Origin of the sequence: Paraniabella ginsengisoli (genome assembly GCF_022513635.1) — a bacterium.
Taxonomy (GTDB): Bacteria; Bacteroidota; Bacteroidia; order Chitinophagales; family Chitinophagaceae; genus Niabella; species Niabella ginsengisoli.
The window spans coordinates 1,351,905-1,372,911 of the sequence record NZ_JAKWBL010000001.1 but is presented as its reverse complement, the minus strand read 5'-3'; the positions used below and the strand labels follow the sequence as shown (position 1 = coordinate 1,372,911).

Sequence of the window (21,007 nt, the reverse complement as noted above, 5' to 3'; positions counted from 1 at the left end):
GTTATTTTTTATCTAACTGTTTAAGCAACTTTTTTACAAATGCTTTCTTAACCGGAACTATAGTTCCATGTTTATGTCCTTCTGGTATATGAATCTTATCATTTATATTTTCAAAATGAACAAAATCTTTTGTTGCCACAGCCTCGTAAGTTTTCTTACGGTAGGCATCAAAATAGATTAACCAACTATCTTTTACTTTAACCGTATTCGGCCCTTCGGTAAAGTTTTCCGTAAATGGTTTAGAAATATTTTTCCAGGGGCCCATAGCCGATGTGCCAAATGCTACTTTTACATTTCGCTCCGGCCTGGTATTATCTTTTAATATCAAAACATAATCACCTGCTTTTCTTTTTACAATCTGCGCATCTATCACGCTAAATTTGGGATCGAGGTAAAGTTTGGCAGGGGTAAAAGACTTGAAATCTTTAGTAGTTGTGGAATACAGGCGATGGTTGTTGCTGTCAGGCTCAATACCCCTTTCAAAACGGCCGAATGGTTGTAGCCCAAATAATGATGTACTGCTTTTCAACATCATCATAAAACAATTCAGGAGCCCATGCATTTAACGCGCCAGCTTCATGTTCCATAACCGGCACATGTTTTTGTTCAGTCCAATGAATCAGATCTTTTGATGAAGCCGTACCAAAACCTTTATCCTTTTGCCAACTTGTCGTCCACACTAAATGGAAAGTTCCATCAGGCCCTTGTACCATTGAAGGATCTCTCATTACTTTTTGAGTTCCCACTTCAGGTTTCAAAAAAACAGTGTCGAAGTCCGTCCAATGATACCCGTCGTAACTATATAACATACGCAAACCCGCATCAGCAGGCTCATGAAAAGATGTAAATAAATACGCTTTGTTAGAACAGGAAACTGTTACAAACAAAATAATCAGTATGGCAATATTCTTTTTCAAAATCTTGTTTTTACTTTTTATATCAGCCGAAGAATATATGGCATCGATCTTTCCGCCAGCTGGCGGATCGCTTGTACAGATGTACAAATGGCATCCAATTTAGACAACGCAATGTCCATCAACCACAGTCTATTAATTATTGACAATTTAACCATTCTCAATAATCGGTCAGACGGAGACCGTCAGATCGTATCACTCGTCAACTTCTCTCTCCCTCCAATACAAGCACCCAGTCGTTGCCATTCTTCATTTCACCTGGAGGATTAAAACTTACAATTCCTGTCTTAGCTTTTAATGAAATACTTTGCTCTGTTCCATTTACCGGACTATACCATTTTGCTTTGGATAACTTAAAGCCCAGCTTAGCTGTGTTCACTTTAAAATTCCTGCCCGTGTAGGTGTAAGCCATCGCATAGTCTTTGCCTTTGGTAGCTAAAATATAATTATAACGTTTTTGACTATTGTCCACAATTATTTCCTGTGCAGGTTTGCGATCAAAATAACTGTACTTCAACATCAGGTTTTTCAGATATTGCATTTGAAGTGCGCCCGGAGCATTTATAGTTTGCTTCCAGTTATTGAACACTCCGAAGTTGGCATCCGAATCGCCCATTGTGTTAAACTGCATAATCGCATTTTCGCCATAAGTGTAACCAGCACCTCCCGCAAACACGCTCCAGTAGCCATATCTGCGCACATCCGCATCTTTCCAGCGCGGTTGCAGGCTGTCGTGCAAACCATAAGGAATATTTTCGTAAGATGGTTCGCCATCCAAAACTGGTTTCGTTGGTTTCATATTATAGTCTGTAATCACATACTTCCAATTGTCTTCGCCGTGGCGATGTTTTTCTTTAAGGCTGGTATCCTGAGCATAAGTTCTATGCCCGCTTTGAAACATGTTGAAGTCAAGCCACTTTTTATTATGAAACCAATCGGTAGATGAGTAGCGCCCTCTGGGATGATAGGTCATTAAATGTTTCGGATCATATTTCTTTATTGTAGTTCCAAGCGCTTCCCAAATTTCAGGGCGTGCAGAACCTTCAATATCTCCGCCATTTAACCAGATGATGTTACTGTATTTACTAAATCTTTCTGCCAAAAATTTAGCATACTGTTCTGCCCTGCTTGCTGTTACTTTTTCATCTTTAGCAGCCGAACCCCAAACCGGAACAAGCGCCATATAAATACCGCGCTTTGCCGCTTCTTGTATTACAAAATCCACGTGATCCCAAAAATCATAAGCTGTTTTATCATCAAAATTATTACCAGCGGTAGTGATGGGTTGGCTTATATCTCCGTCTTTTAGAGCATAGTCTCCATATACAGTTTTTGCGCCAAGTGTATGCAGCGTCATTACTTGTACCACATTAAACCCTTGCTGTTGGCGCGCATCCAGATACTTTAATACATCTTCACGGCTGCATTTTACAAACAACAACCAGCCAGTATCACCCAACCAAAAAAACGGCTTACCATCTTCAGTTTGAAAGTAACGTTTGTTGTCTGAAATCTTTAGCCACGGAGTTGATTGCTGCGCTGCTGCAGATTTCAACAAAAAAATAAACAGATAAAGCAATACAAATAATCGTTTCATAATAACTATAGTGTCAATTGAGCAAGCTAAAATTTACTTCGTTTATAAAATTCAACATCAAAATGGCATCCCACGTCCGTTAATCAACAGATATTGTTGTTCTAAAATAACGCAGAAGAGTGGATAAAAGTATATTTAACAATTATTTCCATCAAGATGGAAATTTATTCCATCCCAGCCTCTCGTTAGAAATTGTTTTAATATTTAGTACCCGTCGTTTTGAGTGAATTCACTTTTATTTGTAATAGCATTTAATTGTGCTAAAGGTATTGGTCTTAATATATGAAAGCTTTGCATATTTGCGGCAATATCGGGGTTATGCGCCTTTACACGTTCTATCAATTTTCCCGCTCGTTTCAAATCAAACCAACGCATTTGTTCTCCACCCAATTCTCTTGCTCGTTCATCCAAAATATAGTCAAGCGTTACTGCCGATGCCGCCACTTGCATATCCGCCTCTTTCCCTTGTTTAGCAGCTCTTGTTCTAACTTTGTTTACAAAAAGGCAGCGGAGTCAGCTTTTCCAAGCCTAACCTGAGCTTCCGCAGCGATCAGATATACTTCACCCAATCGAATAACATTTGCGTTGCGCGCACTTTGTTTTTCCATGGCGGTGGCACGTGTTGGATCATCGAATTTCCTAAGAGAAAAATACTGATTGATATTTTTTATTGTTCCATTGCTATTATATAAATCGTCTATATCATAGGTTTTATAACGATACCGAATGGAATAATTCTGCTCAGAATTATTAATAGAATATTTACTTAAATAAATAGCGGTATCACCAACAGCAAATTTGTTTTGGCCAACTAAACCAGCAAGAGCTGGATTTTGCGCCGCCTCTGAAGTAGTCCATTTCGGTAGTGTTGCTGCATTGTTTGCAATCCATGCCTGTTTGAAAGTAGCATCAAATCGGCTATCATTCGCTTCATCAAAAAGATTTAAGTAAAATAAAGTTGGTATCCAACGTCCTTCAGGAAGGCCATTGTTTACATCAATAGTCATTCCAGGCAAATCAGAATAAGCCATCAGGAACATACTATGTAATACATTACTACCAGCATTTAACGCAACATTATTTGCATAGTTAACGGCCCATAAAACTTCGCTGTTTCTCTCGTTCGCCATCGTCCATAAGTTTCCATAGCCTGGTAATAAACTAAGCCCAAAGCTATTAATAACCATATTAGCGATATTACTGGCTTCCTGATAATCGCCTTTTGTTAATAATACTTTGGACAATATTGCCAATGCACCGGGCTTTGTTATCCGGCCATACTCACTTTGTGTATTAGGAAGATTATCTGCTGCAAAACGTAAATCGGTAACAACCTGGTCATATATCTGTTCGACCGGTGTTTTATTTGCCGTTGTAACCATACCAACAGTGGGCTCCAATGTAAAGTGTGTTGGGCCGTACGTTTGTGCAAGCAGGAAATAATACCATCCTCTCAAAAACGTAGTTCTGCTTCGGCGCTTGAACGACGCGTTGGGGCCAACTGCGCCTGATCAATATAACTTAATGCTGTATTGCAAAGATTGATACCGGCATAACATGGCTGCCACAAATTGGTATGGATCCACGGATTATCAGAAAGAATACCATTATAAGTTGTTAGAGGTGTATTAGGAATTACACCTGCAATAGAAGTGTTTCCTATCTTACCAGAAGGCGCCCATATATCGGTACCGGCTTCGAATAAAGCTTCGCCTTCTTCCTTTCCATAGAAACTTCTGTTGTAACTATATGCACCATTAATAGCTGTTTCGAATCCTTCAGGCGTGGTTAACAATCCATCTGTAGTAGCACCTGAAGGATTATATTCTTCCAGTCTTTTAGTACAAGATACTATTGTGATGAGGAATGTTCCAGTTATAATAAACTTAAATATATTGAGTTTCATTTTCGCTAATTTTAATAATTAAAAACTTACGTTAAGGCCTACAACAACCAATTTATTCAACGGTTGATCAACTATTCCCTCGCTTTCCGGGTCAACCTCTTTACTAGCTTTAGACCAATACCATAGATTTTTACCAGAAACGTATAAACGTACATTGTCAACTTTATACTTGTTTAAAAAGGATTTTGAGAAGTTGTACCCCAATGTTACATTCCTCAACTTCATATAAGAGTTGTCTGCTTCTGTCAGTGTTGTAATGTACTTCAATGATCTTGCTACACTCGGTCGTGGGTAAGCATTTGTAGGATTCTCGGGTGTCCAGTAATCGAATACAGCGCCATTCTGAGAAGCGTTTCGATAGTACTTCGCAAAATAATCTGATGTCATCCATTGGCCAATCCTCGCTGTCAATAAAACATTCAAATCAAATCCTTTGAAACTAAAATCATTGTTTAATCCACCAGACCATTTCGGTACTGCTGTTCCAATTATTGTCCGGTCGGCATCAGGTGTAATCTTTCCATCATTGTTAAGGTCGGCCACTTTGATATCTCCGGGCCTGTCGCCATACTTTGCAGCTTCCGCCTCTTCATTCGATTGCCAGATACCCAGTTTTACATAATCATAGAATATTGTTGGCGATTCTCCGATAATGAAACTTCTCCTGTAGTCCGATGCGTACACATTTCCATTGGGAAGACTTATGATCCTTTCTCTATTTTTCGCATAGCTTAGTGTGGAAGACCATTTAAAATCTGGCCCCTGAATAATATTACCTGTAAGGCTCACCTCAATACCCTGATTACGTGTTTGACCAAAATTCATATTGATAGTACTTACTCCCGTTGAAGTTGGCAACACATTTTCAGTGATTAAATCATAGGTAAGCGCGTTATAATAATCAACCGCACCTGATAGTCTGTTTTTTAACAAAGTGAAATCTAATCCTAAATCAATCGTTTTAGTACGTTCCCATCTCAAGTCAGGGTTTGCGATGAGTGGATTAATAACATAACTGGATGCCAGCACATCTCCGTAAGCAAACTGAACAACGGACAAATTACTTTGTGTTCCGTAAGGAGGGACAACATCATTTCCAGAAACACCATAACTTACTCTTAATTTCAGATCATCAAATATCTTCTGGCTCTGCATAAAATTTTCGTCTGAAATACGCCATGCCACAGCTGCCGATGGGAAAAAACCCCATTGATTACCCGGTGCTAATTTCGAAGAGCCGTCAGTACGGCCCGTAACAGTTGCCAGGTATTTTCCTTTGTAACTATAATTTATCCTTCCGGCAAATGAAAGCAGGTTCCACCTGGAATAGTTACTGCTCATTGCCATATTCTGATTGGCAGCAGCCATATTCCAAGTAAGCTGACCTGGAAATAATTGGTTCCGGCCGCTCATTGATTGAATTGTTGAAATATTTTGCTGGTATGCTGTTACACCAGTTACTGTTAAATCATGGTCTGCGATAGACTTTTTATAAGTAAGAACATTTTCCCAATTGATATTACTTACCTGGTTGTTGGTAATAGACGATTGCGAATTTGCGCCACCACCATTTATTGAGTTCTTTCCATAAAAGTTGCCTAATATGGAGCTCTCTTGTACAGTTGAGAAAGTTGAACGCCAGGTAAAGTCTTTAAAGGGATGTATGTCAAGATAAAGGGCACCGCTAAACCTGTTTGTCTTCCGATTCTGATACCACTCACCCGGCTGATCGTCGAGTAATGGACTTCTTTCTGTGCCACCCACTGGTAGCGAAACGACATTACCTACTGAATCGTACGGAACACCTAATGGAAGGGCTTTAAATGCAAGATTGAAAGGGTCGCGACGTATATCATTATCAATATGAGCAAAAGATAAATTAGTGCCGGCAGTTAACCAATCAGTCAATTTTTGATCAACATTCAGTCGTGTAGAATATCTTTTAAAACGATCATTTTTTAATACACCCTTCTCATCAAAGTATCCTCCTGAAAAATAAATTTTTGTTTTTTCACCTCCCGCACTCACACTTACCTGATGATCCTGTTGAAGGCCCTGGTGAAATATCAGGTCCATCCAATCGATGTATTGTTGATTATTTATGGCTTCAAGTTCACGCGTAGTAAATGCAGTGGCATCATCGGCAGGACTATTCCATCTGCCATCAGCCCGGTAGGCCTCCCGTCGAAATGCTATGAATTGTTCTGCATTTTGTGCTTTACCATAATTTGTGCGCTCAGTAATACCAGCATATGAATTAACCGAAATTTTAGGTTTGCCAGATGCGCCCTTCTTTGTTGTGATAATAATAACACCGTTGGCACCACGCGAGCCATATATAGCAGTAGACGACCCGTCTTTCAAAACCTCGATAGACTGAATATCATTCGGGTTGATGTCAGCCATGTTTGCATACTGAATCCCGTCAATAATATAAAGCACATTATTTGAGCTGTTAGGGTTACCGATAGAACGTGTTCCGCGTATGCGTATGTTGGGAGTCCCACCAGCATAACCATTATTTCGATAAATATCCGCACCAGGAATTTTGCCCTGAAGTGCTTCTATCGGACTGGATACAGGAACCTTTGTAGCTTCACCGCCTTTTATTGAAACTACACTTCCTGTAAGATCCCGCTTTTTGACAGCACCATAACCAATTACGACAACGTCATCAAGGCTGGCTTCTGAATTGCTGAGCAGTATCGTTAATTCCGTCTGACTACCAACACTAATTTCCTGGGTTCCGTAGCCGACATAACTTATTACAAGTACCGTGGCTGTATCATTCACGTTTAAAGAAAAGGACCCATCTTCCGCTACCGGAATATTTTGATTGGTACCCTTTACCAGAATCGTCGCATTGCCGAGCGATTGTCCGGTGAACTTATCCAATATTCTTCCTGTAACTGGCCGGTTTTGGGCCATAGCGTTGATGCTGCAGCATAACAATAGAAGCATTAACATTTTTTTGAAATGGCAAGAGGTCTCATATTAATTACAATTATTAATGAAAAAATGAATCAACAGATTTATTTGTAAACGTTTACATAATTAATTAAAAAATTTATTTAGTTCCACATGATTTTCTGATCATTAATTCCGGCTTTAGAATATAGCTGGTTGGTGGGCGTTGTGGATTTGAGAGTCTCTTGTAAAGTAATTCTATAGCCTGCTGTCCCATCTCATATCCAAACTGCTTTACAGCTGTAAGTGCTGGGTTTAAGGAACTTGCCCAGTAAACATCATCAAAACCCACTACTGCTATTTCCTTCGGCATTCGAATATTATTTCGATGAAGCGCTTCAAAAGCACCCAAAGTGAGCAGGTTATTACCGGTAAAAATTGCTGTAGGCCTGGATTTCAGGCTAATAACCTGTTCGGTAAGTTCTACCCCGCTTTGATAATCAGATTTTCTGCTGAAGATCAGTTTCTCGTCAACTCTTATACCATGATGTCTAAAGGCCGATTTGTAACCAGCAATTCGCTCATGTGTTGTTGGAATTTCTTTATCGCCGGCAATATGAGCAATCTTTGTATGTCCCAGTTTTATCAAATGATCGGTGGCATAAAATGCACCAAGTTCATTATCAGTCTTGACAACGTCCGCCTTTAAGCTTTTTAAACCTCTGTCAATACAAACAACAGGTATGCCTTCTTCAATTAATAATTCTACTTTTTTTCAGTTCTGGGCGTAGTGGCTACAATAAATCCGTCCACAGATTCACTTCTTAAAATATCAATATATAACTCTTCTTTTTTAGGGTCTTGAGAAAAGTTTCCAATGATCACAGTAGAGTTCTGATCATAAGCGTATTGCTCTACACCACTGATTATATCTACATAATATGGATTGTGAATATCCGGTATAAGAAGGCCTATCAACCGTCTGCGGGCATTGGTAACACGTAATCTTTGCGCTACTCTATTTGGCCGGTAACCAAGTGTTTTAATTGCCTTTTGTACGGTTAGGGCAGTTTCTCCTTTCACTTTAGGATCCGCATTGATCACGCGGGAAACTGTCGCGATGGATACACCAGCATAACTGGCCACGTCCTTTAAACTGGATGAAATGTTTTTTGGCTTCAATTTGCAAACGTTAAAATGTAAACGTTACCAAAAATAACTATCCCAACTTTATATGCCAAATTTAAATTATAGAAAATATCAAAAGTAAGTCCGCACTTTCAAGTGCGGACTTATAAAACAGTCTTCTATCAGAGATTAATACCCGTTATTTCCAGACTACAAACTTGAAAATACTGTTCTATTATAACTTTGCGGCTCGATTCAAATGCTTTATTTCGCTTCAACAGCATACCAACTTCTGGTTGAGAAGATATATTAATAGGTTTTTGTAAGCCAAATAATGGCTCCGCGATTGGGCAAATCAATATTAACAGTTTTACCACCAGCAATTGATTTTTTAAAATCTCTTTTTTCACCGGTTTTAGGATCAATGAAGTAAAGTGTAAAGTTTCCGGGAAAATCAGTTAAACTTAATGACAGTTTGCTACTTTCATTATCACAATATATGATGATTCCATCTTTGCCTGCCACCGCGTACTTACCCAGTTTTGGCGCGGGGTTCATACCTACTGTTGCTTTTGCAAAATCTCTGTCAATATTCTTTGGTACTACCGGTAAAGAACCTCCTGCCATAAAAACGGCCCAGCCGAATCTATCACTTCCATCTGCCGAGTACATTACAGCCTTATCAGGATACTTATCGCGATATTCCTTTACTGCACGATATACTTGTTCAAACGATGTTGCTTTTGGTTTTAGCAATCTTGCCCATTGGCGAGGCGCTAAATTTTTACCTCCTTCCGGAGCATACACGGAACCATCGGCCTGATAATGCCAGTATTTAATATCGATCACATCAACAACTGAAGCATATTTTGCATTCTTTAAAATACCATCCTGCACATCTTTGGTTGCACTAAGTGCGATAAGCGGATGCTGTTTATTTTTATTTTCCCAGTTGCCAATTGTTTGCAACCAAAACTCCACAAAATGCAAGGGGCCGGTAAATTCTTCACTTGTAAATTGTATTACAGAGCTAATATCTTTAAAGTTATTAAGGCTCTGCTCAATATATTGCTGATGCAATTTTTTTCTTACAGGATTCGAAATATCATAAAATTGCTCGGCATAAAATATGCGTTTGTCGCCTGCATAATTCACCGGTTCTACAAAACCTGTATTGTTAATGTTGTTAGCGGTGCGCCATGGAAAATCCGCATAGTGCGCACCAGCTTCAATAATATTATGCTGAAAATAATTTTGATGTAATAATACCAACCCATTCTGCTCTGCCAGCCTTGCAAATTGCTTCATCCTATTCCAATACCAGGTATTGTACTTTGTAAGATCATACTTACTCAATCCATCCCATGCAGAATCCTTACCACTTCTTGCAAAAGGCAGTTCATAAAACGGCGGCCACACATCACCGTTCATACGTCTTATTCTTTCATGATCATCTCTTCGGCGTTCATACCAAAGACCATAATGTTGATTCAGGGCCACAATATTATTTATCTTCATAGAATCAACTACCTCATTCAAATCATCTGTAAGACCAGGCCCTACTCTGCCGGGCACAAAACGCGTAACTGATATTTTCTGTTTACCCTGTTGCAGATCTTTGCCTTCGACGCCGCCGCTCCACCATGGCACTTCCTGTGTTTTTCCTGTTACAAGGCTTTTGTTTTGTTGATAAACAAGTCGTCCATTTTCTACTTCCATTCCTGAAGGTGCAACAGTTTTCCATACTCCGTTAGGAACAGGCTTAATTGTTACAGCGCCTTTGCTATCAGTATCAATCGTATTGCGCTTAGTTGCCGCTACAATCCATTCTTTCATCTCGACTTTTGGAGAAGATGCTTCTTTGGTGAGTTGCTGCGCCACTTCCACACTTGGACTGCTGGATGCTTCTGAACCAATATCAAGAATTGCCGCTTGTTTACTTACATCTTTTTGTAAACGCTGTTGTAACTGGAGGTAATAAAAACTGCGGGGTGTCATGTGGTTATTCGACTCAGCCCAAAATCCCTTACCCGAAAACTGGCTCCAGGAACCATAAGACCAGTTTTGCGCAGTAGGTGGTTTATCACATTCGATTAAAGCAGCACTACAATTCCATAAAAAGCAATTGGCACCACTCCATCCGGCACCTTTTCCGTCCTGTCCACGATTACCGATTTTTATAGCATTTCCATCAACCTGCATTACATCGAACAACACACCAGAGGCCCACATGCCTACTGGTCCATTAAAACTATAAGGACGTTCTGAGACGCATTGAACAAAAGCATTTGGTCCGGGAGCGGCATGCCCTACACTATAATCATGATAACCATTGACCGAAAAGCAGCGCTGGAACAGCGTTTGCTGGCCACGTGTAAAAAAGTATTGCGTCTTTGTCCACCGATTTCCGAAACAGGTTCTGTAGCAATACAATCTTCAACCGTAACCTGTTTTACTGTTTCATTTATGAATACCGCAGATCCGGCAAAATGTTTAAAAGATACTTGTCGAACCCAGGCATCTTCAATATTATTGAAGGTTACTGCCATCCACCTGTGTTCTTCATCTTTAGGATTCGACTTATCGTAATCTGAAATTAGCATCAGATTTTCTATGCCAATATTGTTGATTCGTCCGGGCCAACTATATTTCGCGATCGTTCCGCCACCATATTTTTCATCCAATGATGTTGTAAGCGGCACATCAATGGTTATTTTATGTCCATCGATGGAAATAATTTTTCTATCAAAATAAAGATCAACATCACCCGGTTTCCAGCCAAGCGCAGAGATACCGCCACCAAAGCTTTCTGTTCCCAATGCTTCAATCCACGCTTGAGTTGAAGGTCTTTTTATTTGAACAACATCTCCTGTTTTAAATCCGGATATATCGCTCACTTCAAAAGAAGTGGCACCTACCGGAACATAGCTTTGTGAAATTGTTTTTTCAGGATTTGTTTGTTTATCATCTTTTCCGAAAACTCTTATTAAGCCATCTCTATCTACGCCTGTTCCTTTAATTGTAGTTTGCCCCTGCGCGCCAAAGCCTCGTAACACAATACCAGACTGTGTTATACGCAATTGACCGTTTACTTCATAAGTTCCTTTTGATAATAATACTGCACCACGAAAACCATTCTTATCTAATGGCATTGCTGCCACCTTATCAATAGCGCTTTGAATTGTTCCGGTAGCATCACCTTTTACCAAAGGCACAACAGCTTTTACGCGTACCATAGGTATTTCTTCGTTAGATGCTTTGTAGCCGCAATAAGAATAGTCGGGAACGCGATCGCCCGTTACAGTATCAGCATTATATATAACCTTTCCTCTTTCAATAACTACCGGAAGTATGGGCTTAGGTGGCTTTGGCTTCTGTGCTGATGCAGATTGAACAAGCAATAAAATATTACACATCGCCATGAGGCGATAGCATAGTGATTTGAGGCGAGGACGCCTCAAATAGCCAATACTTATCTCGCAATATTCTTTGTTATGTCTCAAAGAGAAAAAATTAATATTTACTAATGCCTTTGGAAGGCTTCACCCTTGCAATATCCACTAAACTATTTAAATAATTTTCAATATTACTATATCCGTTCTTAGAAATTTTGCCAGCATCAGATGCATCATTTGCATTCAACTTGTTTTTCTTTTCATAATCATCAGGAATACCATCGTTATCACTATCTGTATACGCTGTTCCTTTGTATTCTGGATAACCACCCACTTGCAGAGGGTTTGTGATGATACCTTTTTATAAGAATCTTCGGGCAACCTGCGTTTTATATAACGACCATAATAAGGTTTGGCATCTTCGCTGTAAATAATTTTACCGGTTCTTGCTTCTTCAACAATTCTTGCGTCAACAGCATCACGCTTTGGAAGTATGGCACCTACATTTTTAAGAACATAACTATAAGCATCTTTTGTTTCAATTACAGTTACCGGGGCCAACTGAAGAGGCTTATCCACGCGGATCTTAGTTAAAAGTGTTGCTACATCTTTTGCTTCCGGCTGAACGCCACCATCCCAGTTATTAGCAGTAACTTTTGCATTGCCTTCTATTATATTTCCTGAAACATATGCTTTACCAAAATTTTCTTTATTGGCCGCATCCCTTCCTGATTCTGGTTTTAGAATGCGGTAACTGATTGGCTCACCCGCCGGTGTTATGGGTCCGGGTTTGTAATAGTTGTTTATAAAATTATACATTGACCTGTGGTCGCCACCATCTGCACTTCTGTTCCACCAATTAAATACAACATTATTTACAAAATTAAAATCACCATACATCCCAACAGAAGGATTACGACTGATATTATTAGCCCAAAGATTTCTTGTAAACAAGCTATTCAAACCACCAATGGTACTACCGAATGCATGATTATAAGTATCTAATGCTTCTGAAAAAATAGAGTTTTGAATAGTAACATTTACGGTAGGAAGTTTTTCATCTTTTCCACCTCTGTCGTATACGTGACGATACATGCTCATGTTCTCATCGAGGCCCCAGCTTGCAGAAACGTGATCGATAATAATATTTCCAACACCATTTCCACCCAGCGCGTCATCACGGCGAGTGACTTCTGTGGCTCCTCTTCTAAATCGCATAAAGCGAATAATAACATCGTGCGTATCGATCAATACTGATTCGCCTGCTATACAAACACCATCGCCCGGAGCCGATTGTCCGGCAATAGTTACATAAGGCGCACGGATATTTACAGGTGTTTTTAATTGTATAATTCCGGCAACATTAAAAACAATAATCCTTGCTCCACCTTGCTCGCAAGCCCAGCGGAAACTACCGGGGCCACTATCGTTGAGGTTTGTAACCACTAATACTTTTCCACCGCGTCCACCAAAACTGAACTTCCCTCCACCTTCCGCTCCCGGAAATGCAGCTATTTTTGCTTGCGGTAAATCAGAAGGTTTGGCCGCCCACGGAATAAATGGTTTGCCATTTTTAGCTTCTGCTTCTACAATAGTTTGTGCATCTAACCAAGCCTTATTAGATAATTCCTTTTGAGCTGCCAGAACGGCTTCTGCAGAATCTTCTACTGATTTAGGTATTACAGGATATTGAGCAGCCACATCTTTAGAAGTGTAGAATAAGGAGCCCAATATTAATGCTCCAGCAATATATTTCTTCATTCTTATATTTTTATATTTTAAGTATTGCGCCGTTTACGGAAGTTGATAGTAGTAATTCAGATGACGCTGTGCGACGCAATACCGATGCCACATATTCATCTGCCGGGTCGATAAAATTAGCTAAGACGATCTATTTCTTTGTAACAGCTGGTACAACGTTATAAACATTTACCAAGCTGTTTAAATACTCTTCGATATTTGTGTAGCCTGAACGAGATTTTGAAAGTTGCGATGCATCTGAAGCATCATTAGGATTCAGGCCTTTCTTTTTTCATAATCATCAGGAATACCATCTTTATCTGCATCCTGGTATGGCGTTCCTTTATATTCAGGATAACCTCCAACCTGTGAAGGGTCTGTAATAATTCCTATTTTATAAGAATCAATCGGCAAGCGTCTGTGCTCAAACTGCGTTTCGGGAAGTTTTACATTTGCCAAAGGCTTAACCACACCGGTTTTAGCCTGATCTACAATTCTTATATCAACTGCGTCACGCTTCGGTAAAGTAGCTCCTGCATTATTAAATACATAGGCTTTTGCCGCTTCTGCATTTAATATAGTAAGCTCGGGCATAATTAGCGGCTTGTTCTGCTTCATATAACCAAGGTGTTCGCCTACACCATTTTCTTCTTCTACCTGAACACCACCATCCCAGTTATCTTTAGTAACATTAGGATAACCTTCCATTACATTTCCATTTACATAAGCGCGGCCATATACATGATAAGGTAATTTACTGCGACCACTTTCAGGTTTTAAAATACGATGCCCAACCGGCGTGTTCTTCGGCGTTGCCGGACCAGGTTTAAAGTAATTATTAATGATATTGAATTGAGCACGATAATCCCCACCGTCTACTGATCGATGTACCCAGTTATAGACTACATTATTTACAAAATTAAAAACACCATTCCAACCTACTGAAGGGTTACGTCCAGCATTGTTAGCCCAAAGGTTACGCATGAAGCTACAATTCTCTCCGCCTAATGTGCTGCCAAATGCATGGTTCCATGTATCCAACGCTTCTGCAAAAATTGAATTTTGAATAGTGATGTTTACTGTTCCAAATTTGTCTTCAATCTTTCCAGTACTGTCATTATACATGTGTCGGTACATGCTCATGTTTTCATCTAAACCCCATGTTGCAGATACGTGATCGATCATAATATTACCGACAGGATTACCGCCAATCGCATCATCCCTACGTCCTACCCATGTTTCACCTCTTCTGAAACGCATATAGCGAATGATGACATCATGTGTATTGATCCATACGGATTCGCCTGCAATACATACACCATCGCCCGGCGCTGATTGTCCGGCAATAGTAATATATGGCGCACGGATAATTAAAGGAGATTTTAATTTGATGATACCTGCAACGTTGAAAACAACTGTTCTAGCTCCACCTTGTTCGCAAGCCCAACGAAAACTTCCTGGCCCGTCATCATTTAAATTAGTAACTACATATACTTTACCACCTCTTCCACCTTGTACATATTTACCGCCACCTTCGGCGCCCGGAAATGCGGGAATAGAAGCATGTGGCAATTCATCATAACGGGAAGCCCAGGGAATATAGGGCTTTCCTTCTGTTGCCTGTTTTTTAATAATAGGATAAGCAAACGCCCACATAGAGTCTGAATGCTTTTCTGTATTCTGCATTAATATTCTTGATTTTTCCTGATCTTCTTTAGGAATTTTTGGATACTGAGCGAAGGCTGTGGAGGAAATAGCTAACAAAGTTATTCCTAAGGCAAGAGACTTTTTCATCTGTCGATTTTTATTTTTTTATTATCCGATGGAATTCATCATTAAAATAATCATCGTGTTTTCAGTATAATTTACGAGATAATTTTTAGGAATCATTTCATCTTACTTTCTAAACATTTAGTAATTAAATATCGAAATATTTGGCAGCTATTTTTGGTTCTGTGAATTAGACGTCATTAGTCAATATAAAATTGCATCAATAATATATTTTTTTTTACAAAAAGCTTATCTGACAACATAAACGTCATTTATACATTTATTTAACATAAAAAAACAAAAGAGAAGTTTGATCTTCTCTTTTGTTAATATAAGTATTAGGCTATTGTCTATAGTTGAAAGTACCCGGTGCGCCTGAGTAATCCAACCAACCTATTGTTTGTGGTAGCCAAGGATTGTTACTTAACGTTGACGCTGATAATCCCGACAAATAATAATTCGGACGAAACAATATTGTAACGGCTGCATTATTAACTCTGTCCCAGGCTTGATCTAATGGCGTCATGACAAACTTATTTTGATAAACGGCCTTTAATTTAGCCAGCTCCGTTTCAAAATTCGCAGCATCAGGATCAATTAATATGCTCCTATCATTAGCTGTTAAAGGATCTGAAGCTATAAAGTTTTTTGCTTGCCAATAATAACCATTACGCGTTGTTCCATTTATTGGACTTAGACCAAGTTTTTGAACAGTGTTTCCACTTTCAGCAATGTTATCATATAGCATCCAGCGTTGTAGATCCCAGAAACGTTTACCTTCATAAGCTAACTCGATACGACGTTCATACAGACATGCTTCTAGCGCAGCATATTTATTGGCAAGTGTTCCTATTCCATAATTGTTAGCCGACGTTATACCCACACGCTCACGAATCTTACTTAGATAAATCACCGTGTTGGCAACATCGCCTTTGGCTGCGTAACACTCAGCAATATTCAACAAAAGTTCAGCATACCTGTATTCGAAAATATCAGTACCAGAAAAAGCTAATGCTGTTGTATCAGCAGCAGGATTAGACATTTTACGCACTACGGCAGGGCTATTTGTTTGATTATTCGCATAGTAACTAACATTTCCAGTTGCACTTGGCCTCCATCTATAAAACCACGTAGATTTATTAGCATTTGTTTTAGTTCCCCATTTTGTTCCTGAAAATGCATAAGTTCTGTAAAAACGGGGGTCTCGATTTTCAAAGAAAAAGGTATCTACATAATTATTTTCGGTAGGGCGAGAGCCGTTGGCAAGTGGAAACAAATCTAACATCTCTTTAGTTGCCGCAAGTCCACCACCGCCATTGTAATCTCTTGGGCGAACAGAGTTTTCCCAGCTATTGTTGTAACCAGCCGAACTAGTTGAGTTAGTGGAAAGTAATACTACCATTAAAGCTTCTTTGTTAAACGCATTATCTTGACTAACGGTCATAGCTCCCCAATCTTTTGCATTTGAACCAAATAAACCATAACCGGCAGCGGTCAAAGCGGTTTCTGCCTGCAGACCTGCATCTAATGCTTTTTGCCAACGCTCATTGCCTGAATTGTCCCAATCTGAATTATACAAGGGACTGGCTGCAGTTAATAATACGCGGCTTTTCATTGCTAAAGCACCTGCAGCAGTAAGTCTTCCATAATTACTCCCCGGCACATCCCATATCATTGGTAGTAAAGTCGCGGCAGAATCCAAATCTTTAATAATTTGGTCAAAGCATTCAGAAGATGTAGCACGAGGTTCACGAATAGTTTCATCTGTAGAACTAGCATTTTGTGCTGCTGTTACAATGGGTACACCACCATAAATCCTCACCAAATCAAAATATTGAAGCGCTCTCAAAAAATACATTTGACCTTTCGCTGTTTTACGAAATGACTCAGGTAAGGTCAGTCCTACTTCATCGATTTTCTGAATTAAAAAATTAGCAAAACGTATACGTGTATAAGGATTATTTTGAACACTACCTCCAACCGAAGCTCCATAATAAGCATCCGCCTCTGAAGCTAACCGTAATGTTTTGTTTGGATTAATATAATCACCTACCGTTCCGCCAATTTCTTCTGTCATTCTAGATCGGTTATCGTTATATAGCCCCACTACAGATTGTAGGGGATTTCTATAACTAACAAAATAGTAGTTATACATACGGTCAATATACCAGCCAGTTTGCACTTCATTAGTAAAAATACTTTCATCATACTTGTCATAGCTTTTCTTTTCCTCAAGGAAGTTTTTGCTACATCCGAAAGCTATAAGTGATATGAAAGCAATCAGATATAATATTTTATTTTTCATATACATTAAAATAATTAGAATTAAAAAATTAAAATCCAAGATTTACCCCAAGCGCCCAAGTACGCAACGTAGGATAACCAACATTTGTAGCATCATACATGTTGCGGTATTTATTAGGATATGGGTTATAAAAATCCCACAGATTGTTTCCGGAAACGAATAATCTGGCATTTTCAACACTGACTTTTTTAACCCATTCCTTAGGCAGTGTGTACCCTACACTTAGATTACGAACGAACATGCGGAAAGTTGGTAAAAGAAAGAAATCCGAGTTAGTACCTTTGAAAGCTTCATAATATGCTACGTTGGGATACTTGCCATCGGTGTTATCATTCTCATCAAACATATCGTTTAAATAAATAGGATGCGCCCACATACTCTGCGAGCTTCCTGTACGTTGCTGCAGATAATCTAGCTTATTAACGCCTCCCCATGAAGTTGAAAGTTGAGCTAATAAAGATATTCCTCTCCAGGAAAAACTTAAATTTGTGTTGACACCATAAGTCATCGTTGACTTCTTCAACTTTACATAATCTTGATTTTCCGTAATAACGCCATCTTGCCCAGCTATAGTTTTATTTTCTGCATTTAATGGGCCACCCACGTCTTCATAAACTAACATTCCTTTTCTCAGGCCCGCCTTCTCAGTGATATCGAAGAACTTTGGAGCGGCTCCCTCAACTCCGGAATTATTTGCAAGATTAGTTAGATAATTCCAATAATTATCTATGTCAGCATCTGTACGCAACATACCATCCCCGCCGGAAGTTTCCTTCCAGGTTCTGAACCCCCAAAAGGGTAGATAGTTGATTGCCCAATTTCTCTGCGAGTGGATACCACTGACGGATAAGCAAATGGTTGATCAAAATAGCGGGTCACTTTATTATCACCTAATCCAAAGTTCATTCCAATAGAATAACTGAAATCATTAATATTTTCTTTCCATGTGGCTGAGATTTCAGTTCCCCATGCTTTAAGCGCGCTGTAATTTTGTTCAGCGAATGCGCCTCCTATTGATATAGGAACATTGATAGCTCCCGACATTTCCGTCAACATATCGCTGGTTGTATTATAATATCCATCAATAGTAAAAGAAAGTCGATTATTAAGAAATGCCATATCTAATCCTAAGTTACGTTGGATGGTACGATCCCATCTAACATCCCTGTTTGGAGTCACTTCAGGAGTAATACCAGTAGTGTAGAGGCCACCATTGGAACCAAAGCCCATGCCTTTATCAGTTTCAGCTTTGTATAACTGCATCCATCTCCATGCCTTAATATTATTATTACCTGTTCGGCCTAATGACGCGCGAATTTTTAAATAATCAACCCAAGGAACGCTGTTCTTAAACCAGTCTTCATCTGAAATTATCCAACCGGCAGATACTCCAGGAAAAAAGCCCCAATAGTTTTCAGGAGCAAATACAGTTGATGCATCGGTGCGAAATACGAACTGAAGTAGATATTTGCTTTTATAGTTGTAGTTCAGTCTACCCAGATAAGACAAACTACCACTTTCTGTTCGATAAGTAATGGTATTAGATGGATTTAAAGTACCTGCAGATACTGAAGTACCATTATATGCACCTGGGATAGGTTTGTCATATATTTGGTACCTGTCTTCCCACTCGTTCTCAGCGCGTTCCATACTTGCCATAGCTGCTACCGTATGATCCCCAAACTTGCGGTCATAATTGGCAAAGAAGTTTATTTGCTCACTTTTCGATGTTGTGTTATCGTATGTAATACGTGAATTTGCGGTATTCAATGCAATCCTCCAATCCGTTGCAGAAGAATATAAATGATTACCGGCACTGTTAATGTTCTGAGCAGACGCTAATGATTGAGGCATCATTATCTGCTCTGTATTGGTAGCTGTTTGCGCTATTCCATAATTTACTTTAAACGACAACCCTTTGATAAAAGGCAATTCATATTGTAAAGAAAAATTGCCATTATAATTGAAATTTTTATTAGTGGTTTTCGATCCATTATTTAATAACGCATAATAGTTCCAACTACTTAGTACATTGTTAGCAGTAGCATTACCTACACGATGCGGACCCAAGGCAGGAGATACATATTGGTCGACACCGTTAATATTGTAAATCCAGGGGATATATTTGGGCATATGCAAAAGTATACCATAATCATTCTGTTCTCCTCCTATTGCATAGGCGTCGTTCATGTTAATTTTTGTAAATGATTTTTCCAGATTCGTATTAGACGCTGCGACTGTAGCACCTAACCGCAAATTATTAACCACTTTTATATCTGTTCCGGCGCGATAGGTCCACCTGTTAAAATCTTGGGACCCTAGATTTGCGTCTTGAGTATAGTAAGATGCTCCTGTAAAATATGTTGCCCGCTCAGAGCCTCCACTTACATCCAATGAATGCTGCATTGCGCCAGCTGATCTCCAGTCATTCCCCAACCAATCATAATTCAAAGAATCCATACGCGCTAATTCAGCATCTGAATACAGCCACTCAGGTCTCCAGTCTTCTGCAACCTTGCCAAAACGATTAGCAAAAGTGCCATATTCTCTTGCGTTCATTACTTTGCCATGGCTAACCGCATCATTAGTTTGAAACTTACCACTATAGGAGATACGCGGAGTGCCCGCTTTACCCCTTTTAGTTTTAACAACAATGACACCTTGCGAAGCGCGTGAACCATAAATCGCAGCACTTGCATCGCGAAGTACAGTAATACTTTCGACTTCTGACATATCCAACATATTGAATCGTTCCAAACTAGACAATCCAGTTTGAGGGTCTACTTGTATTACATCATCAATTATGATTAACGGAATTGTATTACCCCCATCTTTACCCCAGTTGAACTGCTGTCTAATATCTAAGGTAGCCATCGAGCCGGGACGCTGACTCCCACCAGATACATGCAAGCCAGGTATCTGACCTCTCAAGGCTTCAGAGATAGAGGCAACAGGAATATCGGTCAGCTTTTTCAAGTCTACTACAGCCATTGAGCCTGTAACATCTCTTGCCCTTTGCGTACCATATCCCACAACCACTACTTCATCCATATTGACATTAAGTTTAATCATGCGGATCGTTACATCGCCTGATTCAGGAACTTTTATTGTTCCAAATTCATAGCCAACATACGAATACTCCAATGTTGCTCCGGTTGTGGGAACATTTAATGTAAACTGCCCCTGCATATTAGACACTGCAGTTTGGGGGCCTTCTTTGACTTTAATAGTCGCCCCGGAAATGGGCGCTTGTGTGGAATCATCCACGACGGTTCCTGTTAAGGTTCTGGTTTGCGCACTTGCATTGGTTGCTAAACATGCAAGTAGCACGAACAGGCACGAAAA

17 protein-coding genes are annotated in these 21,007 nt (G+C 39.5%); all 17 read right to left on the bottom strand.

Annotated features, from left to right (window positions below; translation table 11 throughout):
* Nucleotide 1: 1 nt before the first annotated feature.
* The 17 genes from MKP09_RS07685 to MKP09_RS07620 all read right to left on the bottom strand — a co-directional run bounded on the left by MKP09_RS07685 (nucleotide 2) and on the right by MKP09_RS07620 (nucleotide 20,992).
* Entirely contained in the window at nucleotides 2-538 is a 537-nt protein-coding gene (locus MKP09_RS07685) for a glycoside hydrolase family protein (protein ID WP_240827154.1), read from the bottom strand.
* Nucleotides 480-917 (bottom strand): glycoside hydrolase family protein, encoded by a 438-nt coding sequence (locus MKP09_RS07680; protein ID WP_240827153.1) that lies wholly within the window; start codon nucleotides 915-917, stop codon nucleotides 480-482. Before MKP09_RS07680 ends, MKP09_RS07685 begins: the two co-directional genes overlap by 59 nt.
* 199 nt (nucleotides 918-1,116) lie before the next feature.
* Entirely contained in the window at nucleotides 1,117-2,511 is a 1,395-nt protein-coding gene (locus MKP09_RS07675) for a glycoside hydrolase family 140 protein (RefSeq protein ID WP_240827152.1), read from the bottom strand.
* Between the two features lie 204 nt (nucleotides 2,512-2,715).
* Nucleotides 2,716-2,961 carry a RagB/SusD family nutrient uptake outer membrane protein gene (locus MKP09_RS25660; RefSeq protein ID WP_262915158.1) on the bottom strand — a complete coding sequence of 82 codons (246 nt, stop codon included), beginning with the start codon at nucleotides 2,959-2,961 and terminating at the stop codon, nucleotides 2,716-2,718.
* A gap of 44 nt (nucleotides 2,962-3,005) precedes the next feature.
* On the bottom strand, nucleotides 3,006-3,968 hold the full coding sequence (locus MKP09_RS07670) for a RagB/SusD family nutrient uptake outer membrane protein (RefSeq protein WP_262915157.1): 963 nt from the start codon (nucleotides 3,966-3,968) through the stop codon (nucleotides 3,006-3,008).
* The gene (locus MKP09_RS07665; protein WP_240827151.1) at nucleotides 3,965-4,417 is read right to left on the bottom strand and encodes a RagB/SusD family nutrient uptake outer membrane protein; all 453 of its coding nucleotides are present in this window, start codon (nucleotides 4,415-4,417) and stop codon (nucleotides 3,965-3,967) included. The genes MKP09_RS07670 and MKP09_RS07665 overlap by 4 nt, the downstream gene beginning before the upstream one ends.
* An 18-nt stretch (nucleotides 4,418-4,435) precedes the next feature.
* Complete coding sequence (locus MKP09_RS07660) at nucleotides 4,436-7,378, bottom strand: SusC/RagA family TonB-linked outer membrane protein (RefSeq protein ID WP_240827150.1); 2,943 nt, start codon at nucleotides 7,376-7,378, stop codon at nucleotides 4,436-4,438.
* A gap of 106 nt (nucleotides 7,379-7,484) precedes the next feature.
* On the bottom strand, nucleotides 7,485-8,054 hold the full coding sequence (locus MKP09_RS25655) for a substrate-binding domain-containing protein (protein WP_317235274.1): 570 nt from the start codon (nucleotides 8,052-8,054) through the stop codon (nucleotides 7,485-7,487).
* 35 nt (nucleotides 8,055-8,089) lie between these two features.
* Nucleotides 8,090-8,506 carry a LacI family DNA-binding transcriptional regulator gene (locus tag MKP09_RS25650; protein ID WP_262915156.1) on the bottom strand — a complete coding sequence of 139 codons (417 nt, stop codon included), beginning with the start codon at nucleotides 8,504-8,506 and terminating at the stop codon, nucleotides 8,090-8,092.
* A gap of 255 nt (nucleotides 8,507-8,761) precedes the next feature.
* Complete coding sequence (locus tag MKP09_RS07650) at nucleotides 8,762-10,684, bottom strand: DUF6298 domain-containing protein (RefSeq protein ID WP_240827149.1); 1,923 nt, start codon at nucleotides 10,682-10,684, stop codon at nucleotides 8,762-8,764.
* A gap of 77 nt (nucleotides 10,685-10,761) precedes the next feature.
* A complete protein-coding gene (locus MKP09_RS07645; RefSeq protein WP_240827148.1) occupies nucleotides 10,762-11,955 on the bottom strand; it encodes a hypothetical protein in 1,194 nt (397 codons plus the stop codon).
* 10 nt (nucleotides 11,956-11,965) lie between these two features.
* A complete protein-coding gene (locus MKP09_RS27270) occupies nucleotides 11,966-12,094 on the bottom strand; it encodes a hypothetical protein (protein WP_317235194.1) in 129 nt (42 codons plus the stop codon).
* On the bottom strand, nucleotides 12,091-13,608 hold the full coding sequence (locus MKP09_RS07640) for a pectate lyase family protein (RefSeq protein WP_317235193.1): 1,518 nt from the start codon (nucleotides 13,606-13,608) through the stop codon (nucleotides 12,091-12,093). The genes MKP09_RS27270 and MKP09_RS07640 overlap by 4 nt, the downstream gene beginning before the upstream one ends.
* 255 nt (nucleotides 13,609-13,863) lie before the next feature.
* The gene (locus tag MKP09_RS07635) at nucleotides 13,864-15,381 is read right to left on the bottom strand and encodes a pectate lyase family protein (protein WP_317235192.1); all 1,518 of its coding nucleotides are present in this window, start codon (nucleotides 15,379-15,381) and stop codon (nucleotides 13,864-13,866) included.
* Between the two features lie 319 nt (nucleotides 15,382-15,700).
* A complete protein-coding gene (locus tag MKP09_RS07630) occupies nucleotides 15,701-17,701 on the bottom strand; it encodes a RagB/SusD family nutrient uptake outer membrane protein (RefSeq protein WP_240827147.1) in 2,001 nt (666 codons plus the stop codon).
* Nucleotides 17,691-18,413: a hypothetical protein gene (locus MKP09_RS07625; RefSeq protein ID WP_240827146.1), complete on the bottom strand. Its 723-nt coding sequence runs from the start codon at nucleotides 18,411-18,413 to the stop codon at nucleotides 17,691-17,693. Before MKP09_RS07625 ends, MKP09_RS07630 begins: the two co-directional genes overlap by 11 nt.
* The gene (locus tag MKP09_RS07620) at nucleotides 18,389-20,992 is read right to left on the bottom strand and encodes a SusC/RagA family TonB-linked outer membrane protein (protein WP_240827145.1); all 2,604 of its coding nucleotides are present in this window, start codon (nucleotides 20,990-20,992) and stop codon (nucleotides 18,389-18,391) included. The genes MKP09_RS07625 and MKP09_RS07620 overlap by 25 nt, the downstream gene beginning before the upstream one ends.
* Nucleotides 20,993-21,007: the final 15 nt, after the last annotated feature.

What these genes read in the sequence shown, in the direction of transcription:
- MKP09_RS07685 (WP_240827154.1), bottom strand. Translation starts at nt 538, where the DNA reads ATGATGATGTTGAAAAGCAGTACATCATTATTTGGGCTACAACCATTC.
- MKP09_RS07675 (WP_240827152.1), bottom strand. Translation starts at nt 2,511, where the DNA reads ATGAAACGATTATTTGTATTGCTTTATCTGTTTATTTTTTTGTTGAAA.
- MKP09_RS25660 (WP_262915158.1), bottom strand. Translation starts at nt 2,961, where the DNA reads ATGCAAGTGGCGGCATCGGCAGTAACGCTTGACTATATTTTGGATGAA.
- MKP09_RS07665 (WP_240827151.1), bottom strand. Translation starts at nt 4,417, where the DNA reads ATGAAACTCAATATATTTAAGTTTATTATAACTGGAACATTCCTCATC.
- MKP09_RS07660 (WP_240827150.1), bottom strand. Translation starts at nt 7,378, where the DNA reads ATGCTTCTATTGTTATGCTGCAGCATCAACGCTATGGCCCAAAACCGG.
- MKP09_RS07650 (WP_240827149.1), bottom strand. Translation starts at nt 10,684, where the DNA reads ATGTGGGCCTCTGGTGTGTTGTTCGATGTAATGCAGGTTGATGGAAAT.
- MKP09_RS07640 (WP_317235193.1), bottom strand. Translation starts at nt 13,608, where the DNA reads ATGAAGAAATATATTGCTGGAGCATTAATATTGGGCTCCTTATTCTAC.
- MKP09_RS07635 (WP_317235192.1), bottom strand. Translation starts at nt 15,381, where the DNA reads ATGAAAAAGTCTCTTGCCTTAGGAATAACTTTGTTAGCTATTTCCTCC.
- MKP09_RS07625 (WP_240827146.1), bottom strand. Translation starts at nt 18,413, where the DNA reads ATGTTGCGTACAGATGCTGACATAGATAATTATTGGAATTATCTAACT.